This window comes from Paraurantiacibacter namhicola (assembly GCF_001687545.1).
Classification (GTDB): domain Bacteria; phylum Pseudomonadota; class Alphaproteobacteria; order Sphingomonadales; family Sphingomonadaceae; genus Paraurantiacibacter; species Paraurantiacibacter namhicola.
On record NZ_CP016545.1, the window covers coordinates 1942628 to 1961347 of the forward strand.

At 63.9% G+C, this 18720-nt stretch carries 18 protein-coding genes and 1 tRNA gene; 6 read left to right on the forward strand and 13 right to left on the reverse strand.

The annotated features are described in order from the left end of the window. Positions 1 to 38: 38 nt before the first annotated feature. The gene (locus A6F65_RS09460; protein WP_237164916.1) at positions 39 to 2267 is read left to right on the forward strand and encodes a putative bifunctional diguanylate cyclase/phosphodiesterase; all 2229 of its coding nucleotides are present in this window, start codon (positions 39 to 41) and stop codon (positions 2265 to 2267) included. A 27-nt stretch (positions 2268 to 2294) separates the two neighbouring features. Here the strand turns inward: A6F65_RS09460 and A6F65_RS09465 are convergent, their stop codons facing one another. Next, on the reverse strand, positions 2295 to 3500 hold the full coding sequence (locus tag A6F65_RS09465; RefSeq protein ID WP_067788140.1) for a type III PLP-dependent enzyme: 1206 nt from the start codon (positions 3498 to 3500) through the stop codon (positions 2295 to 2297). 176 nt (positions 3501 to 3676) lie between these two features. Further along, positions 3677 to 4753, reverse strand: a complete 1077-nt coding sequence (locus A6F65_RS09470; protein ID WP_067788142.1) for a 1,9-bis(guanidino)-5-aza-nonane synthase — start codon at positions 4751 to 4753, stop codon at positions 3677 to 3679. A 55-nt stretch (positions 4754 to 4808) separates the two neighbouring features. On the opposite strand from A6F65_RS09470, the gene A6F65_RS09475 reads away from it, so the two are divergent. From A6F65_RS09475 to A6F65_RS09490, 4 genes are all read left to right on the forward strand, one after another. Continuing rightward, positions 4809 to 5795 carry a threonine ammonia-lyase gene (locus A6F65_RS09475; RefSeq protein ID WP_067790443.1) on the forward strand — a complete coding sequence of 329 codons (987 nt, stop codon included), beginning with the start codon at positions 4809 to 4811 and terminating at the stop codon, positions 5793 to 5795. Between the two features lie 62 nt (positions 5796 to 5857). Then, positions 5858 to 6307: an MAPEG family protein gene (locus A6F65_RS09480; protein ID WP_067788144.1), complete on the forward strand. Its 450-nt coding sequence runs from the start codon at positions 5858 to 5860 to the stop codon at positions 6305 to 6307. Next, complete coding sequence (locus A6F65_RS09485; protein WP_237164804.1) at positions 6307 to 6747, forward strand: MAPEG family protein; 441 nt, start codon at positions 6307 to 6309, stop codon at positions 6745 to 6747. The genes A6F65_RS09480 and A6F65_RS09485 overlap by 1 nt, the downstream gene beginning before the upstream one ends. An 85-nt stretch (positions 6748 to 6832) precedes the next feature. Beyond that, entirely contained in the window at positions 6833 to 7291 is a 459-nt protein-coding gene (locus A6F65_RS09490; RefSeq protein WP_067788146.1) for a response regulator, read from the forward strand. A gap of 11 nt (positions 7292 to 7302) precedes the next feature. Here the strand turns inward: A6F65_RS09490 and A6F65_RS09495 are convergent, their stop codons facing one another. The 9 genes from A6F65_RS09495 to A6F65_RS09535 all read right to left on the reverse strand — a co-directional run bounded on the left by A6F65_RS09495 (position 7303) and on the right by A6F65_RS09535 (position 15126). Continuing rightward, positions 7303 to 8697 carry an alpha,alpha-trehalose-phosphate synthase (UDP-forming) gene (locus A6F65_RS09495; RefSeq protein WP_067788148.1) on the reverse strand — a complete coding sequence of 465 codons (1395 nt, stop codon included), beginning with the start codon at positions 8695 to 8697 and terminating at the stop codon, positions 7303 to 7305. After that, complete coding sequence (locus A6F65_RS09500) at positions 8694 to 10499, reverse strand: glycoside hydrolase family 15 protein (RefSeq protein WP_067788151.1); 1806 nt, start codon at positions 10497 to 10499, stop codon at positions 8694 to 8696. Before A6F65_RS09500 ends, A6F65_RS09495 begins: the two co-directional genes overlap by 4 nt. Further along, a complete protein-coding gene (gene otsB / locus A6F65_RS09505) occupies positions 10496 to 11230 on the reverse strand; it encodes a trehalose-phosphatase (protein WP_067788154.1) in 735 nt (244 codons plus the stop codon). The genes A6F65_RS09500 and otsB overlap by 4 nt, the downstream gene beginning before the upstream one ends. A gap of 59 nt (positions 11231 to 11289) precedes the next feature. Next, on the reverse strand, positions 11290 to 11799 hold the full coding sequence (locus A6F65_RS09510) for a DUF421 domain-containing protein (RefSeq protein WP_237164805.1): 510 nt from the start codon (positions 11797 to 11799) through the stop codon (positions 11290 to 11292). Between the two features lie 85 nt (positions 11800 to 11884). Continuing rightward, a tRNA-Met gene (locus A6F65_RS09515) sits at positions 11885 to 11961 on the reverse strand. A gap of 55 nt (positions 11962 to 12016) precedes the next feature. Continuing rightward, complete coding sequence (locus A6F65_RS09520; RefSeq protein ID WP_237164806.1) at positions 12017 to 12544, reverse strand: 2'-5' RNA ligase family protein; 528 nt, start codon at positions 12542 to 12544, stop codon at positions 12017 to 12019. Positions 12545 to 12551: 7 nt separating this feature from the next. Then, positions 12552 to 13529 (reverse strand): endolytic transglycosylase MltG, encoded by a 978-nt coding sequence (gene mltG / locus A6F65_RS09525; RefSeq protein WP_067788159.1) that lies wholly within the window; start codon positions 13527 to 13529, stop codon positions 12552 to 12554. 1 nt (position 13530) lies between these two features. Then, entirely contained in the window at positions 13531 to 14793 is a 1263-nt protein-coding gene (gene fabF / locus A6F65_RS09530) for a beta-ketoacyl-ACP synthase II (protein WP_067788161.1), read from the reverse strand. Between the two features lie 96 nt (positions 14794 to 14889). Then, positions 14890 to 15126 (reverse strand): acyl carrier protein, encoded by a 237-nt coding sequence (locus tag A6F65_RS09535; protein WP_067788163.1) that lies wholly within the window; start codon positions 15124 to 15126, stop codon positions 14890 to 14892. 198 nt (positions 15127 to 15324) lie between these two features. Here A6F65_RS09535 and A6F65_RS09540 point away from each other — a divergent pair, with 198 nt between their 5' ends. After that, positions 15325 to 15756 (forward strand): PA2169 family four-helix-bundle protein, encoded by a 432-nt coding sequence (locus A6F65_RS09540; RefSeq protein ID WP_067788165.1) that lies wholly within the window; start codon positions 15325 to 15327, stop codon positions 15754 to 15756. Between the two features lie 76 nt (positions 15757 to 15832). Here A6F65_RS09540 and aspS read toward each other — a convergent pair whose 3' ends face one another. Together aspS and A6F65_RS09550 are read right to left on the reverse strand one after the other, a co-directional pair. Beyond that, positions 15833 to 17656, reverse strand: a complete 1824-nt coding sequence (gene aspS / locus A6F65_RS09545; RefSeq protein ID WP_067788167.1) for an aspartate--tRNA ligase — start codon at positions 17654 to 17656, stop codon at positions 15833 to 15835. A 118-nt stretch (positions 17657 to 17774) separates the two neighbouring features. After that, on the reverse strand, positions 17775 to 18632 hold the full coding sequence (locus tag A6F65_RS09550; protein ID WP_067788170.1) for a JmjC domain-containing protein: 858 nt from the start codon (positions 18630 to 18632) through the stop codon (positions 17775 to 17777). Positions 18633 to 18720: the final 88 nt, after the last annotated feature.

Genomic DNA, 18720 nt, shown 5'->3' on the forward strand with positions numbered 1-18720 from the left:
CCCCTCGATATTCGAGCGGAGTCGCACCACACGTGTCCATGAAACGCATGTTCCAGTCCCTTGGCGGCCAATTGGCCCCGAGCGGTGACGTGCGCGATCCGCTGGCATCGGGCGAGATCGCCATCGTCACGCGCGAGAACGCACAGGGCCGGCTCGCCATTCTCGATGACTTCGAAGACGCGAAAATCGGTTGGCTCTGGGCCTCCGACGCCGAAGGGCGCCTGACATATCTTTCGGACAGCGCGGCAGGTTCGCTCGGCCGTGAGCAGACCGACCTGCTCGGCCAGCCGCTGACCGTCCTGTTCGAGACCGATCGCGACAATCCCGACACCAGCGGCCGCCCGCTCCAGTTCCTGCTGAAATCCCGCTCCAAGCTGAAAAGCACGGTCGTGCGCTTCGCGGTCGGCAAGTCCGCCAGCGAAGTGAAACAGACCTGGTGGACCTTGAACGCCCGCGCCAAATTCGACGATGGCGGCAAGTTCGTCGGCTATCGCGGATCGGCGCGCGACGTGACCGTCGAATACGAACGCGAAATCATCGACAACCGCCTGGCGGACCACGATGCGCTGACCGGCCTGCACAATCGCGTATACATGGACCGCCGGATCGACGGCATGCTGGCGGCATTCAAGCCTGCCAAGCGCAGCTGTGCGCTGCTGATGCTGGACCTGGACAGGTTCAAGCAGGTGAACGACACGCTGGGTCACCAGGCAGGCGACAGCCTGCTGCAGCAGGTGGCCGAGCGCCTGCGCAGCGTCGTGGGCGACCGCGGCGAAATCGGCCGGCTTGGCGGCGACGAATTCCAGGTCCTGCTGCCCGACCTCGAAGACCGCGGCAAGCTGGGCGAACTGGCGGACAAGATTATCCAGATCGTCTCCCAACCCTACCCCATCGATGACAAGCACGCCGTGATCGGCACATCGGTCGGCGTTGCTGTGGCGCCCTTTGACGGCGTCGAGCGCGAGGAGCTGGTGCGCAGTTCCGACCTTGCGCTTTACGCCGCCAAGAAGGGCGGCCGCGGCCAGTTCCGCTTCTACTCGACCGATCTGAAGGACGAGGAAGAGGAGCGCCAGCTGTTGGTCGACGACCTGCGCGAAGCACTCGCAACGGGCCAACTGGAGCTGCATTACCAGCCCGTGGTGCTGGCAGAGGATTGCACCGTGAAGTGCCTTGAGGCGCTGATGCGCTGGGAGCACCCGGAGCGCGGCTTTGTCAGCCCTGGCGTCTTCATCCCGGTGGCGGAGGAATCGGACCTCATCAACCAGCTCGGCGAATGGGCGCTCATGCAGGCCAGCGAAGCTGCTCTGGCATGGCCGTCCACCGTCCGCGTGGCGGTGAATGTCTCGGCAAAGCAGTTCACCAATCCCGCATTTCCCGGCATCGTGACCAAGGCGCTGGCCGCATCGGGCCTGGAACCGGACCGGCTGGAGCTGGAGCTGACCGAAAGCGTGTTCCTGGGCGACAGCGAAGTGACGGACAAGACCTTCGCGACCCTGAAGAAGCTGGGCGTACGCCTCGCGCTCGACGATTTCGGCACCGGCTATTCCTCGCTAAGCTATTTGCGCGCGGCGCCGTTCGACAAGCTGAAGGTGGACAAGAGCTTCGTCGATTCCTGCACCGAGACTGACCAGAACAGCGCGAAGATCATCGCTGCAATCGTCGGCCTGTCCAACGCATTGGGCATGGAAACCACGGTGGAAGGCGTCGAAGCTTTCGACCAGCTGGAAGTCGTGCGCAGCAAGGGCGCGACGCTTATCCAGGGCTGGCTGTATGCCAAGGCCATGCCGCAGGAACAGGTGCTTGCACGGATCCACGACGGCCGCTTCAAGATCGAGCCGGAAGGTCCGGACCGCCATCGCCCCGAACGCCGCAGCGTCTATCGCCGCATTGGCGTGATCCACGAGGATCATCGCTACAACGCCATGCTGCGCGACCTGTCCAAGACCGGCGCGCGCGTGGAAGGGCTGGCGGGCGTCCCTCAGGGCGAGCCCATCGTGCTCGACCTGGGCGCGGGCCAGCTGGCCGTGGGCGTTGTGACGCGTGCAGGCGATGCGGATTTCGCGGTGGAATTCGAACAGCAGCTGGTCAGCGATGGCGCAAACGGCCTGTGCACGCGCCACCGCGTATCACCCTATGCGCTGGCGGCCGCGGGCATGCCGCTCACCAGCCTGCCCGACGGCAGCTATTCGGTGGAACAGCTGGGCGGCAATGCCACGCCCAAGAGCCCGCCTGCCTTCATGGAAGTCGTCACCAGCAAGGCGGCCTAAGCGCCCTGCTGCGCTGCGCTGCGTTGCTCAGCGCAGGCTCACCACATTGTCGCTGCTGCGCGGATCGGCCCGGTCGCCGCGGTAAAGGCTGGCCATCGGCTCGTCCTGCGCCTCGATCACCACTTGCTCACCAAAGCCGTTGAAGCCGGTCTTCATGGCTGCGCCATAAGCGCCCAGCATCCCGATCTCGATATAGTCGCCTGCCTGGATGTCGCCCGGCAGCATGAAGGGGCCCTGCATGAAGTCGGCATCGTCGCAGGTTGGCCCGTAGAAGGCGAACTCCTCGTCCGGCTGCTCCAGGTCATCCTCCAGCGAGCGGACCGGGAAACGCCAGCCGACATGCGCCGCGTCGTAAAGCGAACCATAGGCGCCATCGTTGATATAGAGCTCGTTCCCGCGGCGCTTTTCCACCTGCACGATCATGCTGGAATATTCGGCGCACAGCGCGCGGCCCGGCTCGCACCACAGCTCCGCCGAATAGGAGATCGGCAGGGCTTCGAAATGGCGGTGAATCAGGGCGAAGTAATCTTCCAGCGGCGGTGGTTCCATGCCGGGATAGATGCTGGGGAAGCCCCCGCCCACATCCACGATGTCCACCGTGACAGCGGCCTCTGCGATGGCTGCGCGTACGCGCTCCAGCGCCTGGACATAGGCGAAGGGCGTCATGGCTTGGCTGCCAACGTGGAAGCATACGCCCAGCGCGTCGCAATGCTGGCGCACGGCCTGCAGCAGCGGCGCTGCATCGGCCAGGTCCACGCCGAACTTGGCGGCCAGCGAAAGCTCGGAATATTCGGAAGAAACGCGCAGGCGCACCAGCAGGCTCAGGTCTGCGGCGTCCACGCCCGCATCACTGCGCGTCTGTTCGACGATCTTGGCGAGCTCTTCCTCGGTATCGAGGCTGAAGATGCGCACGCCATGCTGATGATAAGCCTCGCGGATGGCGCTGCGCGTCTTGATCGGGTGCATGAAGCACAGGACCGCATCGGGCAGTGTCTGGCGCACCAGCCGCACCTCCGCAATGGAGGCGACGTCGTAATGCGTGATGCCGCTGTCCCACAGCACGCGCAACAGATCGGGCGAAGGATTGGCCTTCACCGCGTAAAGCGATTTACCGGGAAAACCCTTGGCAAAGAAACTCGCGGCCCGCGCCGCAGCTTGCGGACGCAGCAGCAGCACCGGTTCGTCCGGCGCAAGTTCGCGGATTACAGCCTTGGCGTCAGGGAAAGCGTGCAATTCAAGGGACCCCCAAACACTGAAGTTCAACAAGGCTGCCTTGCGGTGGGTGTCCCTTGGGGCAGCTGGAAGCGGCGATATAGTGCGCAAACGCAAATTCGCAAGCGAATTTGATGGTCTGACGCTTGCCGCGCCCCGCTGTTCCCAAACGGGTGGGTAAGGCGGTTATCGGCCCCTCACCCCTCGTCGTGGAACAACTTGGCCCAGCGGCGCTTCTCGCGCGTTTTCCAATGGCCGCGGTGATAGGCATCGGATGCCAGCAGCGGCATCACGCTGCCTGCTTCGGCGAACACCATCTGCTCGATCGCCGTGGAAACCTTGCCCCAGCTGGCAGCCTCCTGCAGCGTGGAGGAAGAACAGGCCCCGTCGCGCACGTCTGCAACCGTGATCTGCACGGCGTATTTGTGCACCGAGACATCCTCGTGCCCCAGGATTTCCGCGCACACGACCGTGTCCTGGATGAAGTTCTTGGGCACGCCGCCGCCGATCATCAGCAGGCCGGATTCGCCGCCCTTGATCTTGATGTCGGTCAGCTCGCGGAAATCGGCCACGGCGTCGATCATCATGTAGGGCTCGCCCTTCGCCATCTGGTCCACCTGGTGCTTCACCAGGCCGAAACCGGCGCTGCTGTCCACGAATGCGGGGCAGAAGATCGGCACGTCATGCTCGTAAGCCAGCTTGACGAGGCTGTTGTCCTTCTTGCCATGCTCGACCAGGTACTTGCCCATCTCGCGGATGAATTCGCGGCTGGAATATCCGCGATGCTCAAGTCCGTTGGCGATGCGGTTGATGGTGAAGTCGCAGTCCTGCAGCTGCTCCTCGTCGATATAGGTGTCGTAGATGCGGTCGATGTACAGGCTGCGCAGCGTGTCATCGTCCGGCACCTCGTTGGCCTGGTAATGCTTGTGACCAAGCCCTTCGAAGAAATCCATGTCCACGATGGTGGCGCCCGTCGCCACGACGCAATCGACCATGTTGGATCGGATCAGCTCTGCATACAGATCCATGCAGCCGCCGGCACTGGTGGAACCGGCAATGACCAAGAAGATAGTGCAGTCCTTGTCCGCCAGCATCTGGTTGTAGATTTCCGTCGCGCGGCCGAGATCGCGGCTGGTGAAGCTCATCTTCCGCATGGAATCGACGATGGGGCGCGCGTCGAATTCGCGGATGTCGATGTGCTCCACTTCCGTCGAAAGCAGCTCTGCCTTCCTCTGATCATTTGGGCGCGTATCGTTGATCGTATCGTCGGCCATTCGTCGTCCTTTTGGCTCTGGCCCATCCGGGCCGGAATTGCGTATGGATGGCGAGATGGACCAGCGCGCCGAACTCCGCAAGCCTACCCGCGCACCGACGCGCGATGGGGTGACGGCTGCGGCAAGCCGTATCGCCGAAATCTTGCCTCCAACCCCGCTACTGCCGGTGGAGCTGGATGGTTCCACGCTATGGGCCAAGGCCGAGTGCCTGCAGCCCGTGGGCGCGTTCAAGATTCGCGGTGCGTGGAACCGCCTCGTCAGCCTGCCGAAAGGCGAGCGGGAGCGCGGCGTCGTCGCCGTTTCCAGCGGCAATCATGCGCAGGGCGTGGCGTGGGCGGCGCGAGAGCTGCTGATGCCCGCGACGATTATCATGCCCAGCGACGCACCACGCGTGAAGATGGACCGGGTGCGCGAAATGGGCGCGCAGATCGTGGAATACGATCGGATGAAGCAAGACCGCGAGGCGATAGCCATGACCCTGTGCGACAAGCGCGCCTGCGCTTACGTCCACGCCTTTGCCGACCCTTGGGTCATCGAGGGACAGGGCAGCGCCGGCGTGGAATTGGCCGGGCAGATGAACCGGCAGGCTGGCGGGCCGGTGGAACGGATCGTCACCTGCTGCGGCGGCGGAGGATTGGCGAGCGGCCTCGCCCTCGCCTGCCCCGATGCGGAAATTGTCACAGTGGAGCCGGAAGGCTGGGACGATGTCGCACGCAGCCTGGCCGATGGCGTACGCCGCAGCGTGGGCGAGAACCCGCCCACGACCGCCTGTGACGCCTTGCAGACATTCGCCACCTTCAAGGTCAATTTCGACGTGATGCGCGCCCACGATGTCCGCGGCATCTGGGTGAGCGAGGCAGAAACCCGCGCCGCGCAGCGATATGCCTTCGAGCGGCTACGCCTAGTCCTTGAACCGGGCGGCGCGGTTGCCTTAGCCGCGATGCTGTCAGGCAAGCTGCCGCCCGGCCCGCGCACAGCCGTGATGCTGACCGGCGGCAATGTCGATCCTGCCAGTTTCGCATCCGTGCTGGCAGGTGAGTAGCAATTGACAACCTGGGCTGCCGAGCGCAGTCCAGCAGCCGGCTTCAGGAGGGGAAAGACAGCATGGAAAACACCGCAATTCTGGCACCGGCAGCAGCGCTGGTGGTCTGGTCGATCATCATGCTGTTCTGGATGGTCTTCACGCGCTTTCCCGCCATGAAGGCGATGCGCCAGGCGAGCGGGAAGACCGGCAGCGTCAGTGCATCGCGCCCCGGTGGCCGCGGGCAGGACCTTGAAGGCCGCATCCCCGACCATGTAAATTGGAAGGCGCACAATTTCACGCATCTGATGGAACAGCCCACGCTGTTCTACGCCACGGTCCTGATGCTGGCCATCATGGGCCCCACCAGTGACACCGTCATCGCGGCATGGATCTACACCGGCCTGCGCGTGGTCCACTCGCTGTGGCAGGCGCTGGTAAACACCATTCCGGTGCGCTTGGCGCTCTTCACGGCAGGCACGCTCGCCCTCGTCTATCTCGCGCTGCGCGCCCTGTTCCTGGCGCTGGCGTGATGGGCGGCGAGCTGATCGGCATGGGCATACTCAAGCCCATGGTGCTGCTGGCGGCCTGGACCATGGTCGTATGGCTGTGGATGTATGCCACGCGCTTGCCGGCCATGAAGGCGGGCGGCATCGATCCGGACGCCGCGGCGCGCGATCCGGACCAGTCTCTGAACAGGGTCCTGCCGCCACAGGTCCAGTGGAAGGCGGACAATTACAACCACCTGCATGAGGCGCCGACCGTGTTCTACGCCGTCGCGATCGTCATCGCGCTTACGGGCACAGGGGACGGGTTCAACGAATGGCTGGGCTGGGCCTATCTGGCGCTGCGCGTTGCGCATTCGCTGGTCCAGGCAGTCTGGAACCGCGTGATCGTGCGTTTCGCCTTTTTCACGCTGTCCAGCTTGGTGCTGATCGCGCTGGTGCTCCACGCAGCCATGGCAGTATTCTAGCGGCGACTACCTAGGCCGGCGTTAGCCACTGGCAAACCGCCATTTGCGAATATCGCTCCGGGACCTCTTCCACGGAGACACGCGCATGGCATTCATCCTGATCATCGACGATGACGACATCATATCCGAAGCCGCCAGCCAGGTGCTGATCAATGCCGGCCACGCCTGCGGCTGGGTCAGCGATGCGGAAGAGGCGATGAACCTGCTGCGCTGGCGGCGGCCGGACCTGCTGCTGCTGGACCAGAACATGCCCGGCATGAGCGGCGGCAAGTTCCTGCGCCACCTGCGCTCAAGCCCCAAATTCTACGACCTGCCGGTGATCATGTTTACTGGCATGAAGGGCGCGGAGGACGAACAGCAGGCGCTGTATAACGGCGCGCAGGATTATATCCGCAAGCCGTTCGATCCCAAGTTCCTGCTGTGGCGCGTGAACCAGGTGCTGGAATCCAGCACGGCCCGTTCCGGTCACCGCGACCTGAAGGAATTCCTGGCCGAGCAGCAGCGGATGAACGAAGATTACGCACCGCATCGCAGCTCCGCCTGAGCGGCTGCGGCTCAATCGTCGCAGACCACCGCTTCGAGATCGCCGATGAAGTTCTCGGTCCAGTCGATGACATTGTCGTCGCGAACCGTCTTGATAAGGCTTTCGTAGCGCGCCTTGCGCTCCTCCAGCGGCATGTCGAGCGCCTTGTTGATGGCGTGGGCGATATCGTCCCGGCTGTGCGGATTGATCAGCAGCGCGTCCTGCATCTGCTCCGCTGCCCCCGCGAAGCGTGACAGGATCAGGACGCCCGGATCCTCCGGGTCCTGCGCGGCGACATATTCCTTCGCCACCAGGTTCATCCCGTCGCGCAGCGGCGTGACGAGGCCGATCTTCGCCGCGCGGTAGAAGCCGAACAGTTCTTCCTGGCTATGCCCCTTGTTGACGTAGCGGATGGGCACGAGGTCCACTTCGCTGCGCGCGCCGTTTATCTGGCCGGTCTTCTGCTCCAGTGTGGCGCGGATATGCTGGTAACTGCCGATATCCTCGCGGCTGGGCGGCGCGATCTGGATATAGACCAGGTCACGCACACGCTCCGGGAAGCGGTCGAAGAAGCGGCCGATGCCGTCGATACGTTCCGGCAGGCCCTTGGAATAATCCAGCCGGTCCACCCCGATCATGGCCGTGCGGCGGCGGGTGGAGGAAACCATGCGCTGCTGCGCATTGCGCGCCTCGCCCGTGTCGCCCTTTTCCATGAAGTGATCGTAATCGATGCCGATGGGATAGGCCCGCGCGATGCAGGACCGGCCCTCCAGCGTGACCCGGCCCGTGTCCTCGTCCACCTCCGCGCCCAATTCCTTGCGGCAGTAGTGCAGGAAGCTTTCGAGCCATTCGTTATTCTGGAAGCCGACGATGTCGTAATGCAGCATCGTGCGCACCAGCCGCTCGTGGAACGGCAGCGAGACAAACAGCCGCGTCGGCGGCCAGGGAATGTGCAGGAAGAAGCCGATCTTGTTCCTGATGCCGCGCGCCCGCAGCCGCTCGCCCAGCGGGATCAGGTGATAATCGTGCACCCAGACCATGTCGTCCGGCTCGATCAGGGGCTGGACGCTTTCGGCGAAGCGTTCGTTCGTACGTTCGTACCCCTTGCCGAATTCGCGGTCATATTCGGTCAGGTCGATACGGTAATGGAACAGCGGCCACAGCGTCGAATTGGCGTATCCGTTGTAATATTCGTCCACGTCCTGCTTCGCCAGGTCCATGGTCGCGGTGGTCACGCCATCGGCGCTGCGGCGGATGTTGATGTCGCCGGTATATTCCTCGCACTCGCCGCCGGACCAGCCGAACCAGATGCCGCCATTCTTCTTGAGCGCGGAGTTCAGCGCTCCGGCAAGCCCGCCTTGCGCGCCAGCCGCCCCGCGTGCCTTGGGTACGGCGACACGGTTCGATATGACGATCAGTCGGCTCATCTGATTTCGCTCCAGCTCTTTGACAGCAGTCCTGCGCAGTTGATTACCCCAACCAGCGAGTAGGTTTGGGGGAAGTTCCCCCACAGCTCGCCCGTCTCGAAGTCCATGTCCTCGCTCAGCAGGCCGCTGTCGGTGCAATGGCCCAGCATCGTGCCGAACAATTCGCGCGCCTCGTCCTGCCGGTCCATCAGGGCCAGCGCCTCGATCAGCCAGAATGTGCAGATGTTGAAGGCGGTTTCCGGCGCGCCGAAATCATCCTCTGCCGCATAGCGCAGCATGTGTTCGCCCCGCCGCAGCTCCTGCTCGATCTGCTCGAAAGTCTGGCGGAAGCGCTCGTCATCGGGCGTGACGTAATTCAGCTCCAGCAATTGCAGCAGGCTGGCATCGAGGTAGTCGCTTTCGAAACTGGCGCCGTAATGGCCCCCTTCCCCGTCGGCATCCGGCTTCCAGGCCTTGTCCTCGATCTTCGCGGTGATGGCCTGCGCGCGCTCGCGCCACAGCTTTGCGCGGTCGGCTTTGCCCAGATGGTCGGCCACCTTGGCCAGCCGGTCGCAGGCGGCCCAGTTCATCACGGCGGAATAGGTGTGCACCTCCTCCCGCGTGCGGAATTCCCACAGGCCGGCATCGGCCTGGTCGTGCATGGCCCAGGCGGTTTCGCCCACCTGCTCCAGGCTCTCGAAATCATTCTCGTCCGCGATGCGCAGCAGCCGCCGGTCGACAAAGCCCTGCACGGTGGGCAGCACGATCTGGCCATAGCAATCGTGCTGCACCTGCTTGTAGGCCGCATTGCCGATCCGCACCGGGCCCATGCCGCGATAGCCGGCAAGATGCGCAGCCGTCGTCTCGTCCAGCTCGCTCTCGCCCATCACCGAATACAGCGGCTGGATCTGCCCGCCGCGCGCATTGTCCACGATGTTGCGCAAGTATCCGAGGTATTTTTCCAGCACGTCCAGCGCGCCCAGCCGGTTCAGCGCCTGCACGGTGTAATAGGAATCGCGGATCCAGCAGTAACGGTAATCCCAGTTCCGCTCGCTGCCGGGCGCCTCTGGGATGGAGGTGGTGAGCGAGGCGACGATCGCGCCCGTTTCCTCGTGCTGGCACAGCTTCAGCGTAATGGCGCAGCGGATAACCTCGTCCTGCCATTCGAAGGGCGTGGCCAGCCCGCGCGACCATTCCTGCCAGTATTTGCGCGTGGACTGTTCCATGCGGCGCATCTGCTCGCGCAGATTGCCCTGGAATGGCTCGTCCGGGCCGAGGAAGAAATGCGTATCATCCTCGATCCGGAAGGTCCGGCCTTCCAACACATATCCAACCGGCGCATCGGTACTGAGGCGCAGCGGATGGCGATCGATGAGGTAGCGGATGTGGTTCGTGCCGTTGGTCGTCTCCGGCAGGGCCGCGCCGTGGTTCTTCATCGGCCGCAGCACCACTTTCAGGCGCGGATTGCCGCGTATCGGGCGTACGATGCGGCAGAACGCCACGGGCCGGTACATGCGGCCGGTGTGTTCGAAGCGCGGGCAGAAATCGAGGATCTCCACCGCGCTGCCATCCTCCGCCTCCAGCGTGGTGACAAGGTTGGGCGTGTTGCGGATGTATTCCTGGCTGGCGCTGACCTGCCCTTCCAGTTCGAAGCGCCAGACGCCGGCATCCTGCTTCTCGCCATTCAGCAGTGCGCAGAAGGTCGGGTCGCCATCGACGCGCGGAACGCAGCCCCACACCAATGAGCCAGTGCGGTCTATCAGGCCGGAAACCTGGCAATTGCCGATCGGCCAGAGTTCGAGGTTCTGCGTGCTTTGGGTCAAAGGTCCAGCCAATCCAGTACTTGGGTTACACCGTCCAGCCGGTGGCTGGCCGCGGTCTCTCGCATCTCGCCGACAAGGACGCCGAAGCCGCCAAGATCGCTGGCGGCGCCAAAGCCATCCTCGTCCGTTACATCATCGCCCACGAACACTGGCGTCGCGCCGGCGAAGATGTCGGTCTGCATGAAAGCGCGCACCGCGCTGCCCTTGTCGGCTCCGGGGTGCATTAGTTCGATCACGGCCTTGCCGCGCTTCAGGTCCAGCCCGGCGTCGGATGCCAGTTCCTGTGCAAAGGAAAGGCCCTTATCCTCCAGGGAGGGATCGCTGCGATAATGCAGCGCCGCGCCGTGGCTCTTGCGCTCGAAGCGGAAGCCTTCCTTGGCGGCAAATGTCTCCAGCCTGCTCACGACATCGCTGTCGAGCTCGCGCGGAGCGTCGCCCAAGATGCTGTCATCGGCGGAGAGGCAGTGGCTGCCGTGCGACCCTGCGCGTGCCACACTCAGGGGGCCAGTGTGCTTCTGCAAGTCGTCCAGTGCGCGGCCCGTCACCACGGCCACGCGGCCATCCAGCCTATCGGACAAGGCCCGGATGCGGCGCGCGATATCGTCCGGCGGGGTAATTGCGTCCGGCGTAGGTGCCAGCTCGACCAGCGTGCCGTCGAAGTCCAGGAATAGGGCGACCGGTCCCTGCCCCTGCAGGTGCGCGAGAGATGGCGGCGGGGGAAGGTCTTCCATGACGTGCAGCCTACAGATTGCACGCTGCACTGCAACACGGGCGCCCCGTGTATTGCAATTCAGCCGTCCTTCTCGATTTCCTCAATGCTTTCCAGCAGGTCGTCATCCAGCTCCTTGCCATGCAGCACGGAGATGTCGCCGGTGTTTTCCAGCACCACCGCGCGCACCTCGGAAAAAGCCATGACATTGGCCTCGCGCAGCTTCGCCAGCAGGTCGGCGCGGGTGACGCGTGTTTGCGACAGCGCGGCCTCGTTGATCACACCATCGCGCATCAGGATGCACGGCTTGTTGGCAAGCACATGCTCCACATTGTCGCTGACCTTGCGGCCCTTGGATATCATGAATTGGAAGACAAACAGCCCGGCGATACCGACCATGGACTGCACGAAGGCAGGCAGGTCGCTCGCCTGCGCCGCACCGGCCAGCAATGAACCCAGCGCAACCGTGGTGACGAAGTCGAAGCTGGTCATCTTGGAAAAGGACCGCAGCCCGGTGAAACGGACGATCAGCACGACCCATCCAAGGCCAACCCCGCCCAGGATCAGGCCGCGAAGCGCTGCATCCAACAATTCGTTCTCAATAAAGATAGTGCGTCCCCTGAAGCTACACAGTCAGGACGCGCCGCCGGGCGATTGGTTTCTGAATCAGGGAAAATGGTAGCGGAGGAGGGACTCGAACCCCCGACACGCGGATTATGATTCCGCTGCTCTAACCACCTGAGCTACTCCGCCACACGATCTGACCCGCGGGGCAAGGCGGCGCATTTAGGGCGCGCTTGGCAGGCGGTCAACCGCGAAACGCGAAGTCGCGCACGAACTCCCACGGGCCGCCGCGATAGATGTACAGGGCAAGGCCGCGAAAGGCGAAGTCGCGCGGCTGTATCTCGGGCGAGAGCCGCGCCTGCAGCGCCTTTGCTTCCTTCGAAGTGACCTTGTTCTGGATGGTGACGTGCAGGCGCGGCTTGTGCTGGTCCTGCGACGTCAGCATGCCGTGGAAGCGATCGGCGATTTCCTCGCGGATTGAAAGCATTTCGGCGCTGGTCAGCTTCAGCGCCGTGCCGCCGCCCAGGGACATCAGGCCTTCCAGATGGCCAGCTGGCGGCGCGTATTCGCCGGCAAGGCGCGCAAGGCATTCACGCAGTTCCGCCTCGCAGCTTCGCGGCAGCGCGTGGAACAGGGTGACATGGGCGTCGAGGTAATTGCGTTCCGGCGGGAAATGCTCGGTCCGCAGCGCCGTGGCCCAGGCGGCCATGTCCTTTGGCAGCTGCGCCGTCAGGATGAATGGCGCATCATCGTGCTCGCCCTGCCCGCTCAAGACCGCTTCAATCCATCTCGCCGCGCTCGCGCCGGATCGCGAACCATTTTTCGACATTGGCGTTGTGCTCGTCCAGCGTCTTGGCAAAGGCGTGTCCGCCCGTGCCGTCGGCCACCATGAACAGCACATCCGTGTCGACCGGATTGAGCACCGCTTCGATACTCGCGCGTCCGGGATTGGTGATGGGGCCGCGCGGCAGGCCAACCATCGTATAGGTGTTGTAATCGTTGATCGCGGCAATCTCGCTGCGGCGGATGCGGCGGCCCAGCGGCTTGCCCTTGGTGATGGGATAGATGATCGTCGGATCGGCCTGCAGCATCATGCCGGTGCGCACGCGGTTGGAATACAGCCCGGCGACCATGCCGCGCTCTTCCTTCTTGCCGGTTTCCTTCTCGACGATACTGGCCAGCGTGACGGCTTCGTTCGGCGTTTTCGCGACGGTCCTGGCCGACCGTTTGGGCCAAAGCTCGGCAATCGTCTCGCTCATGGCCTGCTGCATGCGCGCCAGCACGGCCCCGCGGCTTTCTCCGCGTTCGAAGTCATAGGTCTGCGGCAACACGCTGCCTTCTGCCGGCACGGCGATATCGCCCGTCAGCAGCGGCTCCGCCATCAGCGCCTCGTAAACAAGGATGGAAGGCATGCCTTCGGGAATGGTGATCATCCGCCGGATGACATCGCCCGATTGCAGCGTGCTCAGGATCGTGGCGGGGCTGGCGCCTGCAGGAAGCATGAACTCCCCCGCCTTGATGGCCTCGCCGCCGCCGAACACCTTGGCCCGCAGCAGGAAGCCGCGCGCGTCGGAAATGATCGATTCGTCCTCCAGCTTGCCTGCGATGGCCGTCAGGCTGGAGCCGCTGGGCACGATGAAGGTCTGGTCTTCCTCACCGACGGCGCTGGTGCCCCACCAGCCCCAGGCGAACCAGCCGCCCACGGCAAGGAAGGCCAGCGCGATGGCGGCCAGGAAGCTGCAACCCTTGCGCGCCATCCTAGTCTTCGACGCGCTTGATGATCAGGCTGGCGTTTGTCCCGCCGAAACCGAAGGAGTTGTTCAGCGCCGCGCGCACTTCGCGCTCACGGGCATGATGCGGAACGAGGTCGACTCCGTCCGTGCCTTCGTCCGGATCATCCAGGTTCAGCGTCGGCGGTACAATCTGGTCACGGATGGCCAGGATGCAGAAGATCGCCTCCACCGCGCCCGCGCCGCCCAGCAAGTGGCCGATGGCGGACTTGGTGCTGCTCATGCTGGCGCCGCACAGATGATCGCCCAGCACGCGCTTAACCGCGGCAAGCTCGATCGTGTCGGCCATGGTGCTGGTGCCGTGCGCATTGACGTAATCGATATCGCACGCCTCCATGCCGGCCTTCTTCAGCGCCATGCGCATGGCAGCCTCGGCGCCCTTGCCCTCGGGATGGGGCGCAGTGACGTGATAGGCATCGCCGGACAGGCCATAGCCGACCACTTCGGCATAGATCGTCGCGCCGCGCGCCTTTGCGTGCTCGTATTCTTCCAGCACCACGACGCCCGCGCCTTCGCCCATGACGAAACCGTCGCGGTTCTTGTCATAGGGGCGGCTGGCCTCGGTCGGCCGGTCGTTGAAGCTGGAGTTGAGCGCGCGGGCCTGCGCGAAGCCGGCCACGCCCAGCGGGTTGATGGTGCTTTCCGCCCCGCCCGCCAGCATGATGTCGGCATCGTCATCCTTGATCATGCGCGCGGCATCGCCGATCGAATGCGCGCCGGTGGAGCACGCGGTCACGACCGCGTGGTTCGGGCCCATCAGGCCGTATTTGATGCTGACCTGGCCACCGATCAGATTGATCAGGCGGCCATGTACGAAGTGCGGGGACACACGGCCGGGGCCGCGTTCCGCCAGCACCAGGCTCTCGCTCTCGATCCCCGGAAGGCCGCCGATGCCGCTGCCGATGGAAACGCCGGCGCGGGCCCTGGTCGCCTCGTCCATGTCGGTCAGGCCGGCATCTTCCAGCGCCTGGCCAGCAGCATCGATGCCGTAGACGATGAAGGGATCGACCTGCCGCTGGACCTTCGTGTCCACGCGCTTGTCCGGGTCGAAGCCGAATTCATGATCCTTGCCCTTCACCTCGCAGGCGATCTGGCATTTCTGGTCGCTCGCATCGAAGCGGGTGATCGGCCCCGCCCCGCTCTTGCCAGCGATGAGATTGGCCCAGGACGTATCCACATCCCCGCCCAGCGGAGTGACAAGGCCCAGCCCGGTTACAACGACACGGCGCATATTGGTCTCCGAAAAATGCAACAGGCCCGGCCCGCTAAGGGGGTCGGGCCTGTCAGGTCCCGCCCTATGATGAGGCGGGTCGGCATGGGCGAATGATCAGCCCTTGTGCTCTTCGATGTACTTGATGGCGTCGCCGACCGTGTTGATCTTCTCAGCCGCATCGTCGGGGATCTCGACGCCGAATTCTTCTTCGAACGCCATCACCAGTTCCACGATGTCGAGGCTGTCGGCGCCCAGATCGTCGATGAAGCTGGCTTCGGGAGTCACCTTGGACTCCTCGACACCCAGGTGCTCGACAACGATCTTCTTAACGCGTTCGGCAGTATCGCTCATTCTGTTCCCTCTCGTTTGGGAGTTAATCTCTCGCCTTTCGCCCTAATGAACGGCGCGTAAGAGCGCAAGGGCTAGCCGATGCGCCAGGGCGACTATGCTGCGCGCCGAACGGTGCCATGGGCCGCCGAATGGCCGGAACAGGCCCAATCCACGTCCGTTGGTCAGGTAACATCAACTTTGATTTCAAGGACATATTCCATGGCAACCTCCGCATTCAAGACGCTGGTCGACACCACCTTCGATTCGGTCGAAGGCTATCGCAAGGCATCGGAATCCGCTTCCAGCCCGGCGATGAAGCAGGCACTCAGCAAGCGGCTGACCGAGCGTCAGGAAACGCTCAACACGCTGAATTCCGAACTCCAGCGCCAGGGCGAAGAGCTCGTCACCGAAGGCACGGTGTCGGGTGAGCTGCACCAGGCATGGATGAAGGTGACGGACATGTTCCAGAATGGCGACGAGAATGCCGCAGAGCGTGTCGAGGAAGGTGAAGATTACCTGCGCGGAAAGTTCGAAAGCGCGCTGAACGATGACGATCTGCAGATGGAAGAGCGCCAGGTCGTGCAGCAGGCCTATGCCGAGATTTCGGAAGGCGAACGCTTTGGCGACATGGTCGAAAACCAGATGGACTAATCACCCACATCACACATGAAAAAGGGCGCGAGACCGATTGGTTTCGCGCCCTTTTCTATGCCAATCCGCGTCCTGCTCAGGCGCCGTCGCCTGCCTGGCCGGTCGGCGTCTTTTCCGCAGCGGCCGCCTTGGGCGGCTCCACGATGCGGATACCCAGCTCGCGCAGCTGTTGGGCGGAGACGGCGCTGGGTGCGTCCATCATCAGGTCCTCGCCCTTCTGGTTCATCGGGAAGGCGATGACCTCGCGGATGGCCTGCTCGCCTGCCAGCAGCATCACGATGCGGTCGATGCCCGGGGCCGAGCCACCATGCGGCGGCGCGCCATATCTGAAGGCGTTGATCATGCCGGAGAAGTTCGCATCGACCTCCTCTTGCGAATAGCCGGCGATTTCGAAGGCCTTGTACATGATGTCCGGACGGTGATTCCGGATCGCGCCGCTGGAAAGCTCGTAGCCATTGCACACGATGTCGTATTGCCAGGCCAGGATATCGAGCGGGTCCTTGGTTTCCAGCGCTTCCATCTCGCCCTGCGGCATGGAGAAGGGATTGTGGCTGAAATCGACGCGCTTCTGCTCTTCGTCATATTCGAACATCGGGAAGTCGACGATCCAGCAGAACTTGAAACAATCCTGCTCGATCAGCTCCAGCTGCTCGCCTACCTGCGTGCGCGCGGCACCTGCCAGCTTGGCCGCTTCGCTTTCCTTGCCGGCGGCGAAGAACAATCCGTCGTCCGGGCCAAGGCCGAGCTCGTTATACAGCTCTTCCATCCGCTCCGGCCCGTGGTTCTTGGCGATGGGACCGCCAAACTCACCGCCCTTGCGGGTCACATAGCCGAGGCCTGCGAAGCCTTCGCCGCGCGCCCAATTGTTCATGTCGTCGAAGAACTTGCGGCTCTTGTCCGCAGTGCTGGGCGCCGGGATCACGCGCACGCGCCCGCCGCCGCCCACGATCTTCTCGAACAGGCCGAAGCCGGACTTCTCGAAATGCGAGGTGACATCGCTGATGACCAGCGGGTTGCGCAGGTCCGGCTTGTCCGTGCCGTATTTCAGCATGGCTTCGGCATAGGGGATGCGCGCGAAGCTGCCGGACGGCGTTACGCTCTTGCCGTCCGCGAATTCCTCGAAACAGCCGGCCAGCACGGGCTCCAGCGCCTGGAACACGTCTTCCTGCGTCACGAAGCTCATCTCGAAATCGAGCTGGTAGAATTCCAGGCTGCGATCAGCGCGCAGGTCTTCGTCGCGGAAGCAGGGTGCGATCTGGAAATACCGGTCGAAGCCGGACACCATCAGCATCTGCTTGAACATCTGCGGCGCCTGCGGGAGGGCGTAGAACTTGCCGTTGTGCATGCGGCTGGGCACCAGGAAGTCTCGCGCGCCTTCCGGGCTGCTGGCGGTCAGGATCGGCGTCTGGAATTCGGTGAAGCCCTGATCGCGCATGCGGCCGCGCAGGCTCTCGATCACCTTGGCGCGCAGCATGATGTTGCGGTGCATCGTCTCGCGGCGCAGGTCCAGGAAGCGGTACTTCAGGCGGATATCCTCAGGATAATGCTGCTCGCCGGCCACCGGCATGGGCAATTCTTCCGCGCGGCTCTGGATCGTGGCAGCCCGAGCGAAGACTTCGATCTCACCCGTAGGCAGATTGGCATTGACGGTCGCCTCGGCCCGCGCCTTCACCTCGCCATCGATGGTGACGACGCTTTCCAGCTTCAGCCCTTCCAGGATCGGCAGCGCGTCCGAATCCTCGTCCGCCACGATCTGGGTGATGCCGTAATGGTCGCGCAAATCGATGAAGAGCACGCCGCCATGGTCGCGCTTCTTGTGCACCCAGCCGGACAGGCGGACGGTCTCGCCGACGTCGCTTTGGCGGAGCGCGGCGCAGTTGTGGGTACGATAGGCGTGCATGGGGAGCTCTAACTTTCTGCCGGAATAAGCGGGAATTGCGCGCGCGTTGGAGCGCCGCGCAAAAGCGCGCCCCTAACAGCCACCGGGCGGCGTTTTGTCAAGGTTCGTCTGGCCGGTGTCAGGCCAGCCGCAGGCGCCTGAGCGCCCGCATGGCCACGCCGCGCAGCCATGGATACTGCCCCGGCGGCGGCATGGCCACGCCCACCCGGCGCATCGCCGCATTGAAGCTCCACGCATCGTCCTGCAGCAGGCTGCTGCGAGAGCGCCACGTGACCGAGAGTGAAACCGACGGCTCCTCACCCACGGTGACCGTGTGCGCCGCCTTGAATGGCACGTGCAGGGCGTCCCCGCTGCGCAGCTCATGCGGGACCGCGAAACGCGCGGCTCCCTCGCTCCACTCCAGCAGATTGTCGCCGGATGCATGGTAATATTCGTTGTCCTGCGGCGACGGCAGGCCCGCTTCGGGGGAGATAATTGTAAAGTGCTTGCTCCCCGCAATCTGCAACAGGACGTTGTACTCCGGATCGAAATGCAGCGGCGTCAGAAGCCCGGGCGAGCTGACGAACAGGAACGCCACCGGATGCAGCAGCGCGCCCGTGGGGCTCTCCGCGACAGGGCCGATGGCCGTCACGATCTCAGCAACGACATCGGCAAAATCCGGCCAGCGCGCAAGGTCGCGCAGCATGATCCAGCGCTTGGCCGTGGCGAGATCGTCCAGCAAGGATCCGAAATCGTCCGGAAGGTCCGCGAGCGGACGGAAGCGGCCCTCCGGCGTATCTTCCCGCACCTCCATCAGCGAGCGGGCGCCGCTGGCAAGCGCATCGCGGATCGCGGGCCATGAGAGGGACTGCCGGTGCGCGAGGAGATGGCCGAAACGCGCCGCTCTGTCCGGATAGCAGGCAGCCAGCGCGTCCGTATCGAACACGCCGATATCGCTGCCGATCCAGTCGCCATCGTGGTGGAAGTCATGCCGCATGGCCGCCTCCCTAACGCTGATACCGTTAAGACCAGCTTGACCCCTGGCCATGCCCCTCTACAGCGCGCGCTCGCGAAGCGGTGCATAG

Excerpts from the sequence above, each read along its gene's own strand:
- A6F65_RS09550 (WP_067788170.1), bottom strand. The coding sequence starts at position 18,632 with ATGCGGCATGACTTCCACCACGATGGCGACTGGATCGGCAGCGATATC.
- A6F65_RS09490 (WP_067788146.1), top strand. The coding sequence starts at position 6,833 with ATGGCATTCATCCTGATCATCGACGATGACGACATCATATCCGAAGCC.
- A6F65_RS09485 (WP_237164804.1), top strand. The coding sequence starts at position 6,307 with ATGGGCGGCGAGCTGATCGGCATGGGCATACTCAAGCCCATGGTGCTG.
- A6F65_RS09475 (WP_067790443.1), top strand. The coding sequence starts at position 4,809 with ATGGACCAGCGCGCCGAACTCCGCAAGCCTACCCGCGCACCGACGCGC.
- fabF (WP_067788161.1), bottom strand. The coding sequence starts at position 14,793 with ATGCGCCGTGTCGTTGTAACCGGGCTGGGCCTTGTCACTCCGCTGGGC.
- mltG (WP_067788159.1), bottom strand. The coding sequence starts at position 13,529 with ATGGCGCGCAAGGGTTGCAGCTTCCTGGCCGCCATCGCGCTGGCCTTC.
- A6F65_RS09460 (WP_237164916.1), top strand. The coding sequence starts at position 39 with ATGAAACGCATGTTCCAGTCCCTTGGCGGCCAATTGGCCCCGAGCGGT.
- A6F65_RS09470 (WP_067788142.1), bottom strand. The coding sequence starts at position 4,753 with ATGGCCGACGATACGATCAACGATACGCGCCCAAATGATCAGAGGAAG.
- A6F65_RS09540 (WP_067788165.1), top strand. The coding sequence starts at position 15,325 with ATGGCAACCTCCGCATTCAAGACGCTGGTCGACACCACCTTCGATTCG.
- A6F65_RS09535 (WP_067788163.1), bottom strand. The coding sequence starts at position 15,126 with ATGAGCGATACTGCCGAACGCGTTAAGAAGATCGTTGTCGAGCACCTG.
- aspS (WP_067788167.1), bottom strand. The coding sequence starts at position 17,656 with ATGCACGCCTATCGTACCCACAACTGCGCCGCGCTCCGCCAAAGCGAC.
- A6F65_RS09480 (WP_067788144.1), top strand. The coding sequence starts at position 5,858 with ATGGAAAACACCGCAATTCTGGCACCGGCAGCAGCGCTGGTGGTCTGG.
- A6F65_RS09495 (WP_067788148.1), bottom strand. The coding sequence starts at position 8,697 with ATGAGCCGACTGATCGTCATATCGAACCGTGTCGCCGTACCCAAGGCA.
- otsB (WP_067788154.1), bottom strand. The coding sequence starts at position 11,230 with ATGGAAGACCTTCCCCCGCCGCCATCTCTCGCGCACCTGCAGGGGCAG.